The organism is Pseudomonas sp. NPDC089428 (genome assembly GCF_044749325.1).
In the GTDB taxonomy this organism is placed as follows: domain Bacteria; phylum Pseudomonadota; class Gammaproteobacteria; order Pseudomonadales; family Pseudomonadaceae; genus Aquipseudomonas.
Genome location: NZ_JBIVHT010000001.1, coordinates 16,193 through 32,095, shown reverse-complemented (window position 1 = coordinate 32,095; position 15,903 = coordinate 16,193). Strand labels below are relative to the sequence as shown.

Annotated in this window: 13 protein-coding genes; 3 read left to right on the top strand and 10 right to left on the bottom strand. The window is 62.1% G+C overall.

The genetic code is table 11. The annotated features are described in order from the left end of the window. Positions 1-7: 7 nt before the first annotated feature. Positions 8-484 carry an SOS-induced cell division inhibitor SulA gene (gene sulA / locus ACIPZ5_RS00150; protein ID WP_261940923.1) on the top strand — a complete coding sequence of 159 codons (477 nt, stop codon included), beginning with the start codon at positions 8-10 and terminating at the stop codon, positions 482-484. A 39-nt stretch (positions 485-523) separates the two neighbouring features. On the opposite strand, the gene ACIPZ5_RS00145 is transcribed toward sulA, so the two are convergent. From ACIPZ5_RS00145 to ACIPZ5_RS00115, 7 genes are all read right to left on the bottom strand, one after another. Then, positions 524-757 carry a hypothetical protein gene (locus tag ACIPZ5_RS00145; RefSeq protein WP_261940924.1) on the bottom strand — a complete coding sequence of 78 codons (234 nt, stop codon included), beginning with the start codon at positions 755-757 and terminating at the stop codon, positions 524-526. Positions 758-807: 50 nt separating this feature from the next. Then, positions 808-1,323 (bottom strand): DUF6586 family protein, encoded by a 516-nt coding sequence (locus tag ACIPZ5_RS00140; RefSeq protein WP_261940925.1) that lies wholly within the window; start codon positions 1,321-1,323, stop codon positions 808-810. Between the two features lie 189 nt (positions 1,324-1,512). Then, positions 1,513-4,125: a type I DNA topoisomerase gene (gene topA, locus ACIPZ5_RS00135; RefSeq protein ID WP_400805797.1), complete on the bottom strand. Its 2,613-nt coding sequence runs from the start codon at positions 4,123-4,125 to the stop codon at positions 1,513-1,515. A 100-nt stretch (positions 4,126-4,225) separates the two neighbouring features. Continuing rightward, positions 4,226-4,477 (bottom strand): DUF1653 domain-containing protein, encoded by a 252-nt coding sequence (locus ACIPZ5_RS00130; RefSeq protein ID WP_343599617.1) that lies wholly within the window; start codon positions 4,475-4,477, stop codon positions 4,226-4,228. Positions 4,478-4,556: 79 nt separating this feature from the next. Beyond that, entirely contained in the window at positions 4,557-5,732 is a 1,176-nt protein-coding gene (fadA, locus tag ACIPZ5_RS00125; protein ID WP_261940927.1) for an acetyl-CoA C-acyltransferase FadA, read from the bottom strand. 31 nt (positions 5,733-5,763) lie between these two features. Then, complete coding sequence (gene fadB / locus ACIPZ5_RS00120) at positions 5,764-7,911, bottom strand: fatty acid oxidation complex subunit alpha FadB (RefSeq protein ID WP_261940928.1); 2,148 nt, start codon at positions 7,909-7,911, stop codon at positions 5,764-5,766. 472 nt (positions 7,912-8,383) lie between these two features. After that, positions 8,384-8,821 carry a hypothetical protein gene (locus ACIPZ5_RS00115; protein ID WP_343599620.1) on the bottom strand — a complete coding sequence of 146 codons (438 nt, stop codon included), beginning with the start codon at positions 8,819-8,821 and terminating at the stop codon, positions 8,384-8,386. Between the two features lie 110 nt (positions 8,822-8,931). Between ACIPZ5_RS00115 and ACIPZ5_RS00110 the strand changes: the two genes are divergently transcribed. Next, positions 8,932-9,372, top strand: coding sequence for a universal stress protein (locus ACIPZ5_RS00110; RefSeq protein ID WP_313712027.1), 441 nt, complete (start codon positions 8,932-8,934; stop codon positions 9,370-9,372). A 131-nt stretch (positions 9,373-9,503) separates the two neighbouring features. Here ACIPZ5_RS00110 and ACIPZ5_RS00105 read toward each other — a convergent pair whose 3' ends face one another. After that, positions 9,504-11,432, bottom strand: coding sequence for an ATP-binding cassette domain-containing protein (locus ACIPZ5_RS00105; protein WP_343599623.1), 1,929 nt, complete (start codon positions 11,430-11,432; stop codon positions 9,504-9,506). Between the two features lie 222 nt (positions 11,433-11,654). On the opposite strand from ACIPZ5_RS00105, the gene ACIPZ5_RS00100 reads away from it, so the two are divergent. Beyond that, positions 11,655-13,583 carry a transglycosylase SLT domain-containing protein gene (locus ACIPZ5_RS00100; RefSeq protein WP_400805793.1) on the top strand — a complete coding sequence of 643 codons (1,929 nt, stop codon included), beginning with the start codon at positions 11,655-11,657 and terminating at the stop codon, positions 13,581-13,583. 176 nt (positions 13,584-13,759) lie between these two features. Here the strand turns inward: ACIPZ5_RS00100 and ACIPZ5_RS00095 are convergent, their stop codons facing one another. Beyond that, complete coding sequence (locus ACIPZ5_RS00095; RefSeq protein WP_343599627.1) at positions 13,760-14,563, bottom strand: MOSC domain-containing protein; 804 nt, start codon at positions 14,561-14,563, stop codon at positions 13,760-13,762. A 56-nt stretch (positions 14,564-14,619) separates the two neighbouring features. After that, the gene (locus tag ACIPZ5_RS00090) at positions 14,620-15,555 is read right to left on the bottom strand and encodes a chemotaxis protein CheV (protein ID WP_261940934.1); all 936 of its coding nucleotides are present in this window, start codon (positions 15,553-15,555) and stop codon (positions 14,620-14,622) included. Positions 15,556-15,903: the final 348 nt, after the last annotated feature.

Genomic DNA, 15,903 nt, shown 5'->3' with positions numbered 1-15,903 from the left:
AGGCGTCATGCAGCAGTCCATACAAGCACATCAGCAGGTCCAGCTTCCGCTGTTCGAAGCGTTCCTCGCCCAGCCGGTACTGCCTGGCCTGAAGGCCAGCGAGCAGGCACGCAAGAGCAGCCATCCAGAGCTGTTCAGCGAACTGTCCCTGCGTGGCGCCCCCGAACACTGCCATAGCCTGCTGGCCCCGGTATTGCGTGATCTGAGCGAAGAGGAAGAGGCCCGCTGGCTGACGCTGATTGCTCCACCCACCAGCCTGACCCAGGCCTGGCTGCGTGATGCCGGGCTCAACCGCGAACGAATCCTGCTGCTGCATCCCGGCGGTAATCAAAGCGCACTGCAACTGGCCTGTGAAGCGCTACGCCTCGGCCGCAGCCACACCGTGGTCAGCTGGCTTGGCAGCGTCAATGCTACCGCTCGCCAACAACTGGTACGCGCAGCCAGTGCCGGAAATGCACAAAGCCTGAACATCCGCCTCGGCTGATGTTCAGGCTTTGCCTGAGATGCCAGGTAAGCACACGCTTTAGTGAAGTACGCGCGGCCCTTCGTCGCGATCCAGCTCGCCATCAATGAGGCGCCCTGCCATCTGCACGCCAACGCTCAGCATGGCCTTGGCGACCTCGACATGTTGACCCTGCAGGAACGCCTTGGCGTCTTCCGAGAAATCCAGGGTTACCAGGGAGCCTTCATCCTCGGCGCGACGCAGCTCGATACGGCCATCAGGCAACTCGACAATTTCCAGAAACGACGTAGACATATAGGGCAGTTCTCCACGAAAGGCCGTTAGTGTACCAGCCGCTGCAGCTATCAGCACTCACTCAACGCGTCGCGGAAACGTCTCACCAAACCTTTAAGGTTGTTGCGCCAGCTTTCCAACTCTTCCCTCGACAACGCAGGATGCTCAGGTTCATCGAGATTGACGGCCTGAATGAGCGGCTGGGTGACGTCGGTTTTCGGCGTTTTTTTCGCGACCGGTGGTCGGAACAAATCGGCATAAGCACTGAGCAGTTGCGCCAGCCAGGTTTCACGCTGGCGAATCAGCTCGAGCATTTCCGCAACTTCAGGGATGGCGATGCTGTTCAAGGCATCGTCGGCGAGCGCCTGCTCGACCGAAGCCACCACAGGCAAGCGGTAGAAGCCACCGATCTCATGACACAGCCCCAGCAGCGCGCCGTACAGGTGGAACAGCGCCGACTCACGCTCGGCCTGGACCAGACCCTGGGCGTTCATGGCCTGGCTCTGTTCGGCCTTGGCCATCGATTCGAGAGCGAGGCCGGCGAAGAACAGTTTTTGATTGGTGCGGGTGTAGAGTTCCTGGGCCATTTTCAGTGCCCTCCGTAAGGCTGCGAGGCGGATAGCTGCATCATAAATGATTAGGGCCGCTTTGCGGCCCATCGCCGGCAAGCCCGGCTCCCACAAGGTTGCATCAAGCCCGAAGACTACACAGTACCTGTGGGAGCCGGGCTTGCCGGCGATGGGCTGCAAAGCAGCCCCAATCAAAGCACTGAGGGATCAGCGCTTGTCTTCAACCTTCCAAGCACCACCGTCGTAGAACGCCTTCCAGCCGGTCGGCTTGCCATCGACCTCGGACTGCACGTACTGCTCCTTGGTCTTGCGGCTGTAACGAATTACTGCTGGGCGCCCTTCCGGGTCCTTCTGCGGCGCATCGCACAGGAAGTGGTACTTCGGATCTATCTCGTGCTTGTGCGGCACGATCTCCGACACGAGCGGTGCACGGGTTTCGCGATTTTTCGGGAACTGGCTGGCAGCCAGGAACAACCCCGAAGCGCCGTCACGCAGCACATAGGTATCATCGACCTTCTCGCACTTGAGCTCCGGCATATCCACCTTGTCCATCTTCGGTGGCGCTGCCTCACCGCTCTTGAGCAGTTTGCGGGTGTTCTTGCACGCAGGGTTGGTGCAGCCGAAGAACTTGCCGAAACGGCCGGTCTTGAGCTGCATTTCGCTGCCGCACTTGTCGCACTCCAGGCTCGGCCCTTCGTAACCCTTGATGCGGTAGCTGCCCTCTTCGATCTCGTAGCCGGCGCAATCCGGGTTGTTACCGCAGATGTGCAGCTTGTGCTTCTCGTCCAGCAGGTAGGCATCCATCGCCGTGGCGCAGATCGGGCAGCGGTGCTTGCCCAGCAGCACGCGCGACTCCGATTCACCCTCGTCGTCTGCAGCAATCTCGTCACCCGGCACCAGGTTCACGGTGGCCTTGCAGCGTTCCTTCGGCGGCAGGCTGTAACCCGAGCAACCCAGGAACACACCGGTGGATGCAGTGCGGATCATCATCGGTCGGCCACATTCCTTGCACGGAATGTTGGTCATGGTCGGCTGGTTGGCACGCATGCCGCTTTCAGGTGATTCTGCGGTCAGCAGTTTCTTGCTGAAGTCGCCGTAGAACTCGTCGAGTACGTTTTTCCAGTCACGCTCACCCTGGGCCACGTCGTCGAGGTTCTCTTCCATGTCGGCGGTGAAGCCGTAGTCCATCAGGTTGGAGAAGCTTTCCGACAGGCGCTCGGTGACGATGTCACCCATCTTCTCGGAGTAGAAGCGGCGATTGTGCAGGGTGACGTAACCGCGATCCTGGATGGTGGAAATGATCGCCGCATAGGTCGACGGGCGGCCAATGCCGCGCTTTTCCATTTCCTTGACCAGGCTGGCTTCGGTGAAGCGCGCTGGCGGCTTGGTGAAGTGCTGGCTCGGGTCGAGCTGGATCAGCTTGAGCGCTTCGCCCTGGGCCATTTCCGGCAGCACGTCGTCTTCGCCCGGCTTGCTCTGCTGTGGCAGCACACGGGTGTAACCGTCGAACTTGAGGATGCGGCCCTTGGCGCGCAGCTCGAAGTCGCCCGCTGCCACGGTGACGCTGGTGGACAGGTACCGCGCCGGAGGCATCTGGCAAGCCAGGAACTGGCGCCAGATCAGTTCGTACAGGCGCTCTGCGTCCCGCTCCATGCCACTGAGCTTGGTCGGGTGCGTGTTGACGTCGGACGGGCGAATCGCCTCGTGCGCTTCCTGGGCACCTTCCTTGCTGCCGTACACCAGCGGGGCTTCCGGCAGGTACTGCTTGCCGAACTCGCGTTCGATGTAGCTGCGCGCCATGTCCAGGGCGTCGGCCGACAGGTTGGTCGAGTCGGTACGCATGTAGGTGATGTAACCCGCTTCGTACAGACGCTGGGCCATCATCATGGTCTTCTTCACCCCGAAGCCCAGGCGGTTGCTCGCCGCCTGCTGCAGGGTGGAGGTGATGAACGGGGCCGACGGCTTGCTGCTGGTCGGGCGGTCTTCGCGCTTGATCACGCTGTAGCTCGAAGCCTTGAGCTTCTCCAGCGCGGCCATGGCCTGGGCTTCGTTCAGCGGTTTGAAGGCTTCGCCTTTCTCGCGCGCCACTTCGAAGCGCACCTTGGCGTTCTTGGCAGTACCGAGATCGGCGTGCACTTCCCAGTATTCTTCCGGCACGAAGGCGCGGATCTCGCGCTCACGCTCGACCACCAGCTTCACCGCGACCGACTGCACGCGGCCGGCAGACAGGCCACGGGCGATCTTGGCCCACAGCAGTGGCGAGACCATGTAGCCCACCACGCGGTCGAGGAAACGCCGCGCCTGCTGGGCGTTGACCCGGTCGATGTCCAGCTCGCCAGGCTGCGAGAACGCTTCCTGGATCGCCTTCTTGGTAATTTCGTTGAACACCACGCGTTTGTAGCGGGTGTCGTCACCACCGATGGCTTCGCGCAGGTGCCAGGCAATGGCTTCCCCTTCGCGGTCCAAGTCGGTTGCGAGATAGATGGTGTCGGCATCCTTGGCCAGGCGGCGCAGCTCTTCGATCACCTTCTCCTTGCCGGGAAGGATCTCGTACTTGGCCTTCCATCCGTGCTCGGGGTCGACGCCCATGCGCGCCACCAGCTGGCGACGGGCCTTCTCTTTCGGCGACAGCGCCGGAGCCTCACCCGCAGCGGCCTTGCCACGCTTGGCGGCCGGCTCTTTGCTTGCGCTGGCCGAACCGCTGGTGGGGAGGTCTCGGATATGGCCGATACTCGACTTCACCACGTACTGGTTGCCCAGGTACTTGTTGATGGTCTTGGCCTTGGCCGGGGATTCCACAATGACCAGCGATTTGCCCATGGATCGGAGTATTCCTGAATCTGAAGATGAAAAACGCGTCAGGTGCCGGACGCGGCACCGCTATATATAGTGGCAAAAGAGTGAGGTCAAGCGTGGTCGATCACGCTTGCGACTTGCCAGACAGCTCAGGCAGCCCTTCTTCGGCCGTGACCAAAGCAAAGCGCGGCACCTGCTCGCCGTCAACCTCGACGGACTCCTGGAACATCGCAAGCGGCCTCACCCAGAAGCTGTAATCACCATACAGACATTGGTAGAAGACCATCCACTCTTCGTTCTCGGAGTGCCGTGCAACACTGAAGACACGGTACTCAGGCCCTTTGTAATGCCGGTATACGCCTGGTTGTATCTGCATGTCGCCCTTCCTCTTGAAACAAATTCTGAAAAAAACAAAAACCGGGGCACAAGGCCCCGGTTGCTGTCCCACAACGCGATCAGACGCGCTCGAAGACAGTGGTGATACCTTGGCCAAGGCCGACGCACATGGTCGCCACCCCCAGGGTGCCGCCATTCTGCTTCATGACGTTGAGCAGGGTGCCGGAAATCCGTGCACCGGAGCAACCGAACGGGTGGCCCAAAGCGATGGCGCCGCCGTGCAGGTTAACCTTCTCATCCATCTTGTCGAGCACTTTCAAGTCTTTGAGCACTGGCAGGGCCTGTGCGGCGAAGGCTTCGTTGAGCTCGATGAAGTCGATATCGGCCATGGTCAGGCCGGCGCGCTTGAGGGCTTTCTGGGTCGATGGCACCGGGCCGTAGCCCATGATCGCCGGGTCGACACCGGCCACCGCCATCGAGCGGATCACTGCCAGTGGCTGGATGCCCAGGTCCATGGCACGCTGACCGGACATGACGATCATGCACGAAGCGCCGTCGGTGATCTGCGACGAAGTACCGGCAGTCACGGTGCCGCCTTTCGGGTTGAACGCCGGCTTCAGCGACGCCAGGCCCTCGAGGGTGGTTTCCGGGCGAATGGTCTCGTCGAAATCGAAGACCTTCAGGAAACCCTTCTCGTCATAGCCCTGCATCGGGATGATCTCGTCCTTGAACTTGCCTTCGACCGTCGCCTTGTGGGCGAGCTGGTGCGAACGCAGGCCGAACAGGTCCTGCTGCTCACGGCTGATGCCATGCATCTTGCCCAGCATCTCGGCGGTCAGGCCCATCATCCCGGACGCCTTGGCAGCGTGCAGGGACAGGTGTGGGTTAGGGTCGACACCATGCATCATGCTGACGTGACCCATGTGCTCGACGCCACCGACAACGAACACGTCACCGTTGCCGGTCATGATCGCCTGTGCAGCGGTGTGCAGTGCGCTCATCGACGAACCGCACAGGCGGCTGACGGTCTGGGCGGCCGAGGTGTGCGGAATCTGGGTCATCAGCGACGCCATGCGGGCGATGTTCCAGCCCTGCTCCAGGGTCTGGTTGACGCAGCCCCAGATCACGTCTTCGACTTCTTTCGGGTCGACCTTGGCGTTACGTTCCAGCAGCTTGCTGATCAGGTGCGCGGACATGTCTTCGGCGCGGGTGTTGCGGTGCATGCCACCCTTGGAGCGGCCCATGGGGGTGCGACCGAAGTCGACAATCACCACGTCTCTTGGATTCAGGCTCATATCAAATCTCTCGCTCTAGCTCGTTGACCACTCAGTTGAAGAAGCGCTGGCCGTTCTTGGCCATTTCACGCAGCTTCGCGGTCGGGTGGTACAGCGGCCCCAGGTCGGCGTACTGATCGGCCAGGGCAACGAATTCGGCCACACCGATCGAGTCGATGTAGCGCAGCGCACCACCCCGGAAGGGAGGGAAGCCAATGCCGTAGACCAGGCCCATGTCGGCTTCGGCGGCGGTTTCGACGATGCCGTCTTCCAGGCAGCGCACGGTCTCCAGGCACAGCGGCACCATCATCCAGTTGATGATGTCTTCGTCGGTCACTTCACGCTGCTCGAAGACGATCGGCTTGAGCACATCCAGCACGGTGGCATCGAAGACTTTCTTCGGCTTGCCGCGCTTGTCGGTCTCGTAGGCGTAGAAGCCCTTGCCGTTCTTCTGGCCCAGGCGGTTTGCCTCGTAAAGGGCGTCGACGGCCGAGCGGCGCTCGTCCTTCATGCGGTCCGGGAAGCCTTCGGCCATCACGTCGCGGCCGTGGTGGCCGGTGTCGATGCCGACCACGTCCATCAGGTAGGCCGGGCCCATCGGCCAGCCGAACTTCTCCATGACCTTGTCGATGCGCACGAAATCGACGCCAGCGCTGACCAGCTTGGCGAAACCGCCGAAGTACGGGAACAGCACGCGGTTGACCAGGAAGCCCGGGCAGTCGTTGACCACGATCGGGTTCTTGCCCATCTTCTTGGCGTAGGCCACAGTGGTGGCGACCGCCACTTCACTGGACTTCTCGCCACGGATCACTTCCACCAGCGGCATCATGTGCACCGGGTTGAAGAAATGCATGCCGACGAAGTTTTCCGGGCGCTTGAGCGCCTTGGCCAGCAGGTTGATGGAGATGGTCGAGGTGTTGGAAGCAAGGATCGCATCCTCTTTCACCTGGCCTTCCACTTCAGCCAGCACGGCCTGCTTGACCTTCGGGTTCTCGACCACGGCTTCGACGACGATGTCGACATTGGCGAAGTCGCCGTACGACAGGGTCGGGCGAATGGCGTTGAGCGCCTCGGCCATTTTCGCCGGGGTCAGGCGGCCTTTCTCGACGCGGTTGCCGAGCAGCTTGGAAGCCTCGTTCAGGCCCAGCTGGATGGCTTCCTCGCGGATGTCCTTCATCAGGATCGGGGTGCCCTTTACCGCCGATTGGTAGGCGATGCCGCCACCCATGATGCCGGCGCCGAGCACGGCGGCCTGCTTCACGTCGTGGGCGATCTCGTCATGGGCCTTGGCCTTGCGCTTGAGCTCCTGGTCATTCAGGAACAGGCCGATCAGGCTTTCGGCAACCGAGGTCTTGGCCAGCTTGGCAAAGCCGGCGGCCTCCACTTCCAGGGCCTTGTCACGGCCGAAGTTGGCGGCTTTCTGGATAGTCTTGATGGCTTCGACCGGCGCCGGGTAGTTCGGGCCGGCCTGGCCAGCGACGAAGCCCTTGGCGGTCTCGAAGGCCATCATCTGTTCGATGGCGTTGAGCTTGAGCTTTTCCAGCTTGGGCTGACGCTTGGCCTTGTAGTCCAGCTCGCCGCTGATGGCGCGCTTGATCAGGTCCAGGGCACCGGCCTGCAGCAGTTCAGGGGCGACCACGGCATCGACGGCGCCGACTTTCAGGGCGTCTTCGGCACGGTTTTCCTTGCCGGCGGCGATCCACTCGATGGCGTTGTCCGAGCCGATCAGGCGCGGCAGACGCACGGTGCCACCGAAGCCTGGGTAGATGCCCAGCTTGACTTCAGGCAGGCCGATCTTGGCGCTGGTGGACATGACCCGATAGTCGGCTGCCAGGCACATTTCCAGGCCGCCACCCAGGGCGATGCCGTTGATGGCCGCCACGGTCGGCACTTCGAGGTCTTCGAAAGCGTTGAAGATGCGGTTGGCTTCCAGGTTGCCGGCAACCAGTTCGGCCTCGGGCAGCTTGAAGTTATCGACGAATTCGGTGATGTCGGCGCCGACGATGAACACGTCCTTGCCACTGCTGACGATCACGCCTTTCACCGAGGCGTCGGCCTTGATGGCGTCGACGGCCTGGCGCAGCTCGTCCAGGGTCAGGCGATTGAACTTGTTGACGGACTCACCCTTGAGGTCGAACTTCAGTTCGACAATGCCGCTTTCAAGAGCCTTAACCGTGATGGCTTTACCTTCGTAAATCATCAACTGATCTCCACGATATGGAAGCTGAACTGTACACGCCGAACGCTGGTGGAAGAGCTGGCTTTGCCGCCCCTGCCCCAGGCACACCCGTCAGCGCGCTAGTCGGGATTCTGTATGAGCGGGATGACATACAAACGCTCAATTCATACGCCCGTTTGATTTGGGTATGCACACATTCTCCGAAAAGATCGGCGTTGTCAAATGCTCCCGAACGGAGTGAAAACGCGACTTTCCGGTCATTTTGTATCGCCGGGGGCCAAAACATGATGACAGTGATTGCCGATCATTCATGTCAGCGATTGACCACAAGGAAACCGCCCGCACTGCATTTTTTTCATGCAGCCGGCCGGAGAATGACTACACTGCGACTGGATTCAAGAATTTCCCGGCCTGCCTGGCCTTTTCTGCGCTGCAGAAACGACAAAGCGGCAACCTGGTAGCTACCGGGTTGCCGCTTTGTCGTTCTGGGCCATCAAGCGAGGGTGTCGAAGGCGTGGGCAATATCCTGCAATACAGATTCATCACCGCGCTCGCTCCAGTACAGGGCGATCATGCGCTTGTCGGCCTCGACCTTGTAGACAGTCTCTGGCAGGCGCGCGAACACCTCGTTCAGGCGCGGTTCTTCGCACACTTCCTTCCACTGGTTCCACCAGACGCCGGGGCTGACCTGCCAGTAGCACCAGCTGTCCTCGTGCCCCCGACGGCGCCCACGGTGGTACTGCGGGCACGGGCTCGGCGGCTCCTTTTCCAGCCAGTGCGGCCACTGCTGCGGTGCCAGCTGCATGGCCAGGCCCATGCGCCGCGCCTCCAGGCGCAGGCTCATCTGCTGCCCCTGCTTGCGCGACAGCCGCAGCCAGGAAAGCGGGCTGAGAATCAGCGCAAGGATTGACACCACCAGCCATACCGTCATATCTGTAGATTCCATAAAGCGTTGCAAATGAGCGGGTTACTCAGGTTTCACGGATGACCTGCCGGAAAGCGACCATACTTCTACTATCGCGATTGTCAGGAGTACAGCTCATGTCCTACGAACATCTTCTGGTCGCCGTCGACCTCACCGAAGAGTGCGACCCGGTGATCAAACGTGCCATGGCGCTGGCGGCACCGTCGAATGCCAAGGTCTCGCTGGTGCATATCGTCGAACCGATGGCCATGGCCTTTGGCGGCGATGTACCGATGGACCTGTCGCAACTGCAACAGCAGCAGTTCGACCAGGCCAAGGAGCGCATGGAACGCCTGTTCAACAAGTACCCCGACATCAACCGCGGCGACTCGCACCTGACCTACGGCCAGCCACGTCAGGAAATTCACCAACTGGCCAAGGAGCAGAAGTGCGACCTGATCGTGGTCGGCAGCCATGGTCGGCATGGCCTGGCACTGCTGCTGGGCTCTACCGCCAATGACGTGCTGCATGGCGCGCCGTGCGATGTGCTGGCGGTGCGCTTGCTGAAGAAAGAGTGATTTGGCCTGTACCGGCCTCTTCGCGGCGGTTCGGCGCCCCGACAAGCCCGCTCCCACAGGTAATCACTGAACCTTGTGGGAGCGGGTTTGTCGGGCCGCCGAACCGCCGCGAAGAGGCCAATAAAGGTTAATCAGCCTTCCAGCTCGGCCCACCGTTCTACCAGCACATCCAGCTCAGCTTGCAGCTTCTCGATCCTGGCCAGCACCGCCGAAGTCTCGGCAATCGGCCGCTGATAGAAGCCAGCTGCGTTCACTTCTTCCTGGGCCTCGGCCATGCGCTGTTCGACCTCGTCGATCTGCCCCGGCAGCATTTCCAGCTCGCGCTGCAGCTTGTAGCTGAGCTTCTTCTTCGAAGCCTCCGCCACCGGCGCCGCTGGCGCAGGCGCGGCCACTTCCACCGGCTTTTCGACCACGGCACTGTTGAGCTCGGACTTGCCACCCTTGCTTTCGGTCACCCCGAGCAGCTTCGCCGAACCACCCTGGCGGATCCAGTCCTCATAGCCACCGACGTACTCGCGCACCTTGCCCTCGCCTTCGAACACCAGGGTGCTGGTGACGACGTTGTCGAGGAAGGCCCGGTCGTGGCTGACCATCAGCACGGTACCCTTGTAGTTGCACAGCACCTCTTCGAGCAGCTCGAGGGTTTCCACATCCAGGTCGTTGGTCGGTTCGTCGAGCACCAGCAGGTTGGCCGGCTTGCTGAACAGCTTGGCCAGCAGCAGGCGCGCACGCTCGCCACCGGACAGCGCCTTGACCGGCGTGCGCGCACGCTGCGGGCTGAACAGGAAATCACCGAGGTAGCTCAGGACATGGCGGTTCTGGCCATCGATCTCGATGAAGTCACGGCCTTCGGCGAGGTTGTCGATGACGGTCTTTTCCAGGTCGAGCTGGTGGCGCATCTGGTCGAAGTAGGCCACTTCCAGCTTGGTACCGCGCTCGACCTTGCCGGCCGTAGGCTCCAGGTCACCGAGCATCATCTTCAGCAGGGTGGTCTTGCCGGTACCGTTGGCACCCAGCAGGCCGATGCGGTCCTGGCGCTGCAGGACCATGGAGAAGTCCTTGACCAGCAGTGGACCATCGGCGTGATGGAAGCTGACGTTCTCCAGCACCATCACCTGCTTGCCGGACTTGTCCGCTGCCTCGATCTGGATGTTGGCCTTGCCCTGGCGCTCGCGACGTTCACTGCGCTCGACACGCAGCGCCTTGAGTGCACGCACACGGCCTTCGTTACGGGTGCGGCGGGCCTTGATGCCCTGGCGGATCCACACCTCTTCCTGGGCCAGGCGCTTGTCGAACAGCGCATTGGCAGTCTCTTCGGCGGCCAGCGCGGCCTCCTTGTGCACCAGGAAGCTGGCGTAGTCGCCGTTCCAGTCGATCAGGCCGCCGCGGTCCAGTTCGAGGATGCGCGTGGCGAGGTTCTGCAGGAAGGAACGGTCGTGGGTGATGAACAGCACGGCGCCGTTGAAGCCACGCAGGGCTTCTTCGAGCCAGGCGATGGCACCGATGTCCAGGTGGTTGGTCGGCTCGTCAAGCAGCAGCAGATCAGGCTCCGACACCAGCGCCTGGGCCAGCAGCACGCGGCGGCGCCAGCCACCGGAGAGCTCGGCCAGGGTCTTGTCGGCAGGCAGCTGCAGGCGGCTAAGGGTGCTTTCCACCACCTGCTGCAAGCGCCAGCCATCGCGGGCTTCCAGCTCGTGCTGGACGTGCATGAGCTTTTCCAGATCTTCATCGCCCTGGATGTTCTGGCTCAGGTGGTGGAACTCGGCCAGCAACTCGCCAACACCATCCAGGCCAGCGGCGACCACGTCGAACACCGTGCGCTCGTCGGCGACCGGCAGCTCCTGCGGCAACTCACCGATCTTCAGGCCAGGGGCACGCCAGATTTCGCCGTCGTCGCCCTTCTGCTCGCCCTTGACCAGGCGCAGCATGCTCGACTTGCCGGTGCCGTTGCGGCCGATGATGCACACCCGCTCGCCACGGGCGATCTGCCAGGACACTTTGTCCAGCAGCGGCATCGCGCCGAATGCGAGGGACACATCGCTGAATTTGAGCAGGGTCATGTTCGTCTCCAGAAAGCGGGCGCGCATTCTACCTGACTTGGCCCCTTCCGGCATTAAGTTGACTGCCGTACAGGGGCTTGGCGACGCCCGGTCGGCGTTAACGCCCGGTTACAAGCACAGCGCTATCACCCGCCGCCGGCAAACGGCTAAGCTAAGGCAATCAGATTTCAACAGTGCTGGCTTCGCCGTCACTTCCCCATGGTTCAACTGCCCGGACGTATCATGCGCAGCCGCCTGTTACAGATTGCTTCCTGCCTGCTGCTCACCGCCGCCACCGCCAGTGCGGCGCAGGCCATCGACCTTTCCCAGCAACGCCAGTACTACGACGAGGCCAAGCGTGCGCTGGCCAAGGGCGACAAAGGCCCGTACCTGCGCTATGCCCAGGCGCTGCGCGACTACCCGCTCACGCCGTACCTGGCGTACGACGAACTGACCGCGCGCCTGAAGAGTGCCAGCAACGAGGAAATCGAAGGTTTCCTGGCCAAGCACGGCGACCTGCCCCAGGCCAACTGGATGAAACTGCGCTGGCTGCGCTGGCTGGCCGAACGCGGCGAGTGGAATACCTTCGTCAAGTACTACGACCCCAAGCTCAACTTCACTGAGCTTGACTGCCTCAATGGCCAGTACCAGTTGAGCCATGGCCAGCGCGCCGAAGGCTTCGCCAGCGCTGACAAGCTGTGGAACGTCGGCAAAACGCAACCGGCTGCCTGCGACACCCTGTTCGGCATGTGGGCCGCGGAAGGCCAACTGACCGAGGCCAAGCGCTGGAACCGCGCCAAGCTGGCGGCCCAGGCGCGCAACTACGCGCTGGCCAACAGCTTGGTGCAGGGCCTGACCACCCTCGGGCCGCAGGGCCGCTTGCTGATCGACGTGGCGCAGAAGCCCGAACTGCTCAACCAGCCTTCGCGCTTCACCCCGGCCAACGAGGCCATGGCCGACGTGGTCAGCCTCGGCCTGCGCCGCCTGGCCAGGCAGGATCCCGATCGAGCCATGCAGATGCTCGACGACTACGCCCAGCGCATGCATTTCTCCCGCGACGAGAAGGTCGCCATCGCCCGCGAGATCGGCCTGACCCTGGCCCGCCGTTACGACCCGCGCGCCCTTGACCTGATGACTCGCTACGACCCCGAGCTGCGCGACAACACGGTCAGCGAATGGCGCCTGCGCCTGCTGCTGCGCCTGGGCCGCTGGGAAGACGCCTACGACCTGACCAAGCGCCTGCCACAGGACCTGGCCAGCAGCAACCGCTGGAGGTACTGGCAGGCGCGCAGCCTGGAACTGGCCCAGCCGAACAACCCGCAGATCCCATTGCTGTACAAGAACGTCGCGCGCGAGCGTGACTTCTACGGTTTCCTCGCGGCTGACCGGGCAAAAACGCCTTACCAGCTGAACAACAAGCCACTGCTGTTGAGCCCGCAACTGGTCAACAAGGTGCGCAACACCCCAGGCATCCAGCGTGCCCTGGAGTTCCACGCCCGCGGCCAGGTGGTCGAAGGCCGCCGCGAGTGGTACCACGTGAGCCGCCACTTCACCCGTGACGAAATGGTCGCCCAGGCACGCCTGGCCTACGACATGCACTGGTACTTCCCGGCGATTCGCACCATCAGCCAGGCGCAGTACTGGGACGACCTGGATATCCGCTTCCCGATGGCCTACCGCGACACCCTGGTGCGCGAAGCCAAGGTGCGTGGGCTGCACTCGAGCTGGGTGTTTGCCATCACCCGCCAGGAAAGCGCCTTCATGGAGGATGCCCGTTCCAGTGTCGGTGCCAGTGGACTGATGCAGGTGATGCCGGCCACCGCAAAGGAGACCGCACGCAAGTTCAGCATTCCGCTGGCTTCGCCGCAGCAGATGTTCAACCCGGAGAAGAACATTCAAGTCGGCGCGGCCTACCTGAGCCAGGTGCACGGCCAGTTCAACGGCAACCGGGTACTGGCATCTGCGGCCTACAACGCTGGCCCGGGGCGCGTGCGGCAGTGGCTCAAAGGCGCCAAGCACCTGAGCTTCGACGTATGGGTGGAATCGATCCCGTTCGACGAGACGCGCCAGTATGTGCAGAACGTGCTGTCGTATTCGGTGATCTATGGGCAGAAGCTCAATGTGCCGCAGCCGCTGGTGGACTGGCACGAGCGCTACTTTGATGACATGTGAATACTGCTGAACCGGTACCGGCCTGTGGGAGCCGAGCTTGCCGGCGATCGAGGGCGAAGCCCTCGCCTGCGGCCAGCAGACCTCCCGAAATTCCGAAAACCCCGGGGCCGCTTTGCGGCCCATCGACGCGGTTCGTCGCCACGACAAGCGCGGCTCCCACATGGGGCCGGTACAGGTTATTCCAGCACTTCGACTTCCATCCCGACCTCAAGCCAACCCGTGCCATCCACAGCCAGGTTCTGCCCGAACAGAATGTCTCCCTCCCGCTCTCGGAAGGTCTTCAGGGTTGTCAACGGCTCGCGGTCGGCACTGCGCTCCCCGGTAGCCGGGTCGAGCGTGGTGAAGATACACCGCACACTAGGCTTGAGCACACGAAACTCCAGCTCGCCAACGCGGATCCGTTTCCAGCCGTCCTCGGCAAACGGTTCAGCCCCATGCACCACGAGGTTCGGCCGAAAGCGCAGCATTTCCATCGGCCGGCCAATCCGCCGGTTCAACTCATCCAGCGAACCTTGCCCAATCAGCAATAACGGAAAACCATCAGGGAAAGCCGCACGGTCGCTGTTCAGACCATAGCCGCTGGGCAGGTATCGCGCCCGTTGTTCCGGGCAATGCACCAGGCGCACTGCCTTGCCGAGCCACTGCGACAACCAGGCAGCCACCTCGTCGCCCGCGTCCGGCGCGCGCAGGGTATCGCGCCAGATGGTCACGCCGCGCAGCGCATCGTCAGCGCCTGGCACTGTCACACGCAACGGCGTTTGCCCAGGCAGCTCCAGCAGTAAATCGCCGGCCTCCCCCTCGCTGGCCTTCAGCTGACCCAGCTGTGGCCAGGCACGCTGGGTGAGGAAGCGTCCATTCTCTTCCTCGACCACCATCCAGCGACGATCACCCTGCAACCCCAGAAGCCCCACCGGCGAGCCCTGCAGACGCTGCGCCTGCCCAGACTTCACCGGGTATCGATACAACTCACTGAGAAACATCCCTGCCCGCCTCATGCCTTGTCAAAAGCCAAGCTTATACCTGGCCGGCGCCGGGATCACGCGTTGCTGGTATCCAGCAGCAGGCGCTGCTTGACCACATCGACCAGGCGATCAGGCTGGAACTTGGAAAGGAAGTTGTCGCAACCAACCTTCTTCACCATCGATTCGTTGAAGCTGCCCGACAGGGAAGTGTGCAGCACCACGTACAGCCTGCGCAGGCGCGCATCGTTGCGAATTTCGGTGGTCAGCCGATAGCCGTCCATCTCAGGCATTTCCGCATCGGTGAAGACCATCAGCAGTTTCTCGCAGACATCTTCCCCCGCATCGGCCCAACCCTTGAGCAGGCGCAGGGCCTTCAGGCCGTCACTGGCCACATGCAGCTTCACCCCGAGTTGCGACAGGGTATCGCGCAGTTGCGCCAGGGCCACGCTGGAGTCATCCACCAGCAGCACTTCACGGCCACGCGCGCGCGCCAGTACCGGGTCGGCAAGCTTGTCACCGGAAACCCGGGCGTTGTACGGGACGATCTCGGCCAGCACCTTCTCCACATCGATCACCTCGACCAACTTGTCGTCCACTTTGGTGATGGCGGTCAGGTAATGCTGGCGCCCGGCACTGGAAGGCGGCGGCATGATGGCTTCCCAGTTCATGTTGACGATGCGATCGACGCCTCCCACCAGAAACGCCTGCACCGAGCGGTTGTACTCGGTGACGATGATGGTGCTGTCCGGCCCCGGCTGCAGCGGGCGCATGCCGATGGCCTGGGACAGGTCGATCACCGGCAGGGTCTGCCCGCGCAGGTTCACCACACCACAGACGAACGCATGGCGCTGCGGCATCAGGGTCAGCTTGGGCAGTTGCAGCACTTCCTGCACCTTGAAAACGTTGATCGCGAACAACTGGCGACCGGCCAGGCGGAACATCAGGATTTCCAGACGGTTCTCACCCACCAGCTGCGTGCGTTGGTCTACCGTGTCGAGAATGCCAGCCATTGGAAAACCCCCAGGGTTGTTGTCGAAAATATGAAATGATCCGTTCTATATCGGCGCTTTACTGCGCATCTTGACCCCTGCGAAAAAATGCTCTGCAGGGCAATTGATATCACATTAGCATCATGCTTTACTGCGATACGCCCACCTTGGATCCATTCCGGGGCAACTTGTCGCACCCGAGGTGCCCTAAGGGAAACCCCTAGGAGCAATCAGGTGCAACCTGATGTTCGCGATATCCTTTAGCCATTAATGTGACGCCATTCTCACTGCATGAATGGAGTCAGGCTTTTGCTAGCGATCGACATGGCGTGGCCATCCCCTGCTCCAGCCCAACGCGCCGGAGTGTCA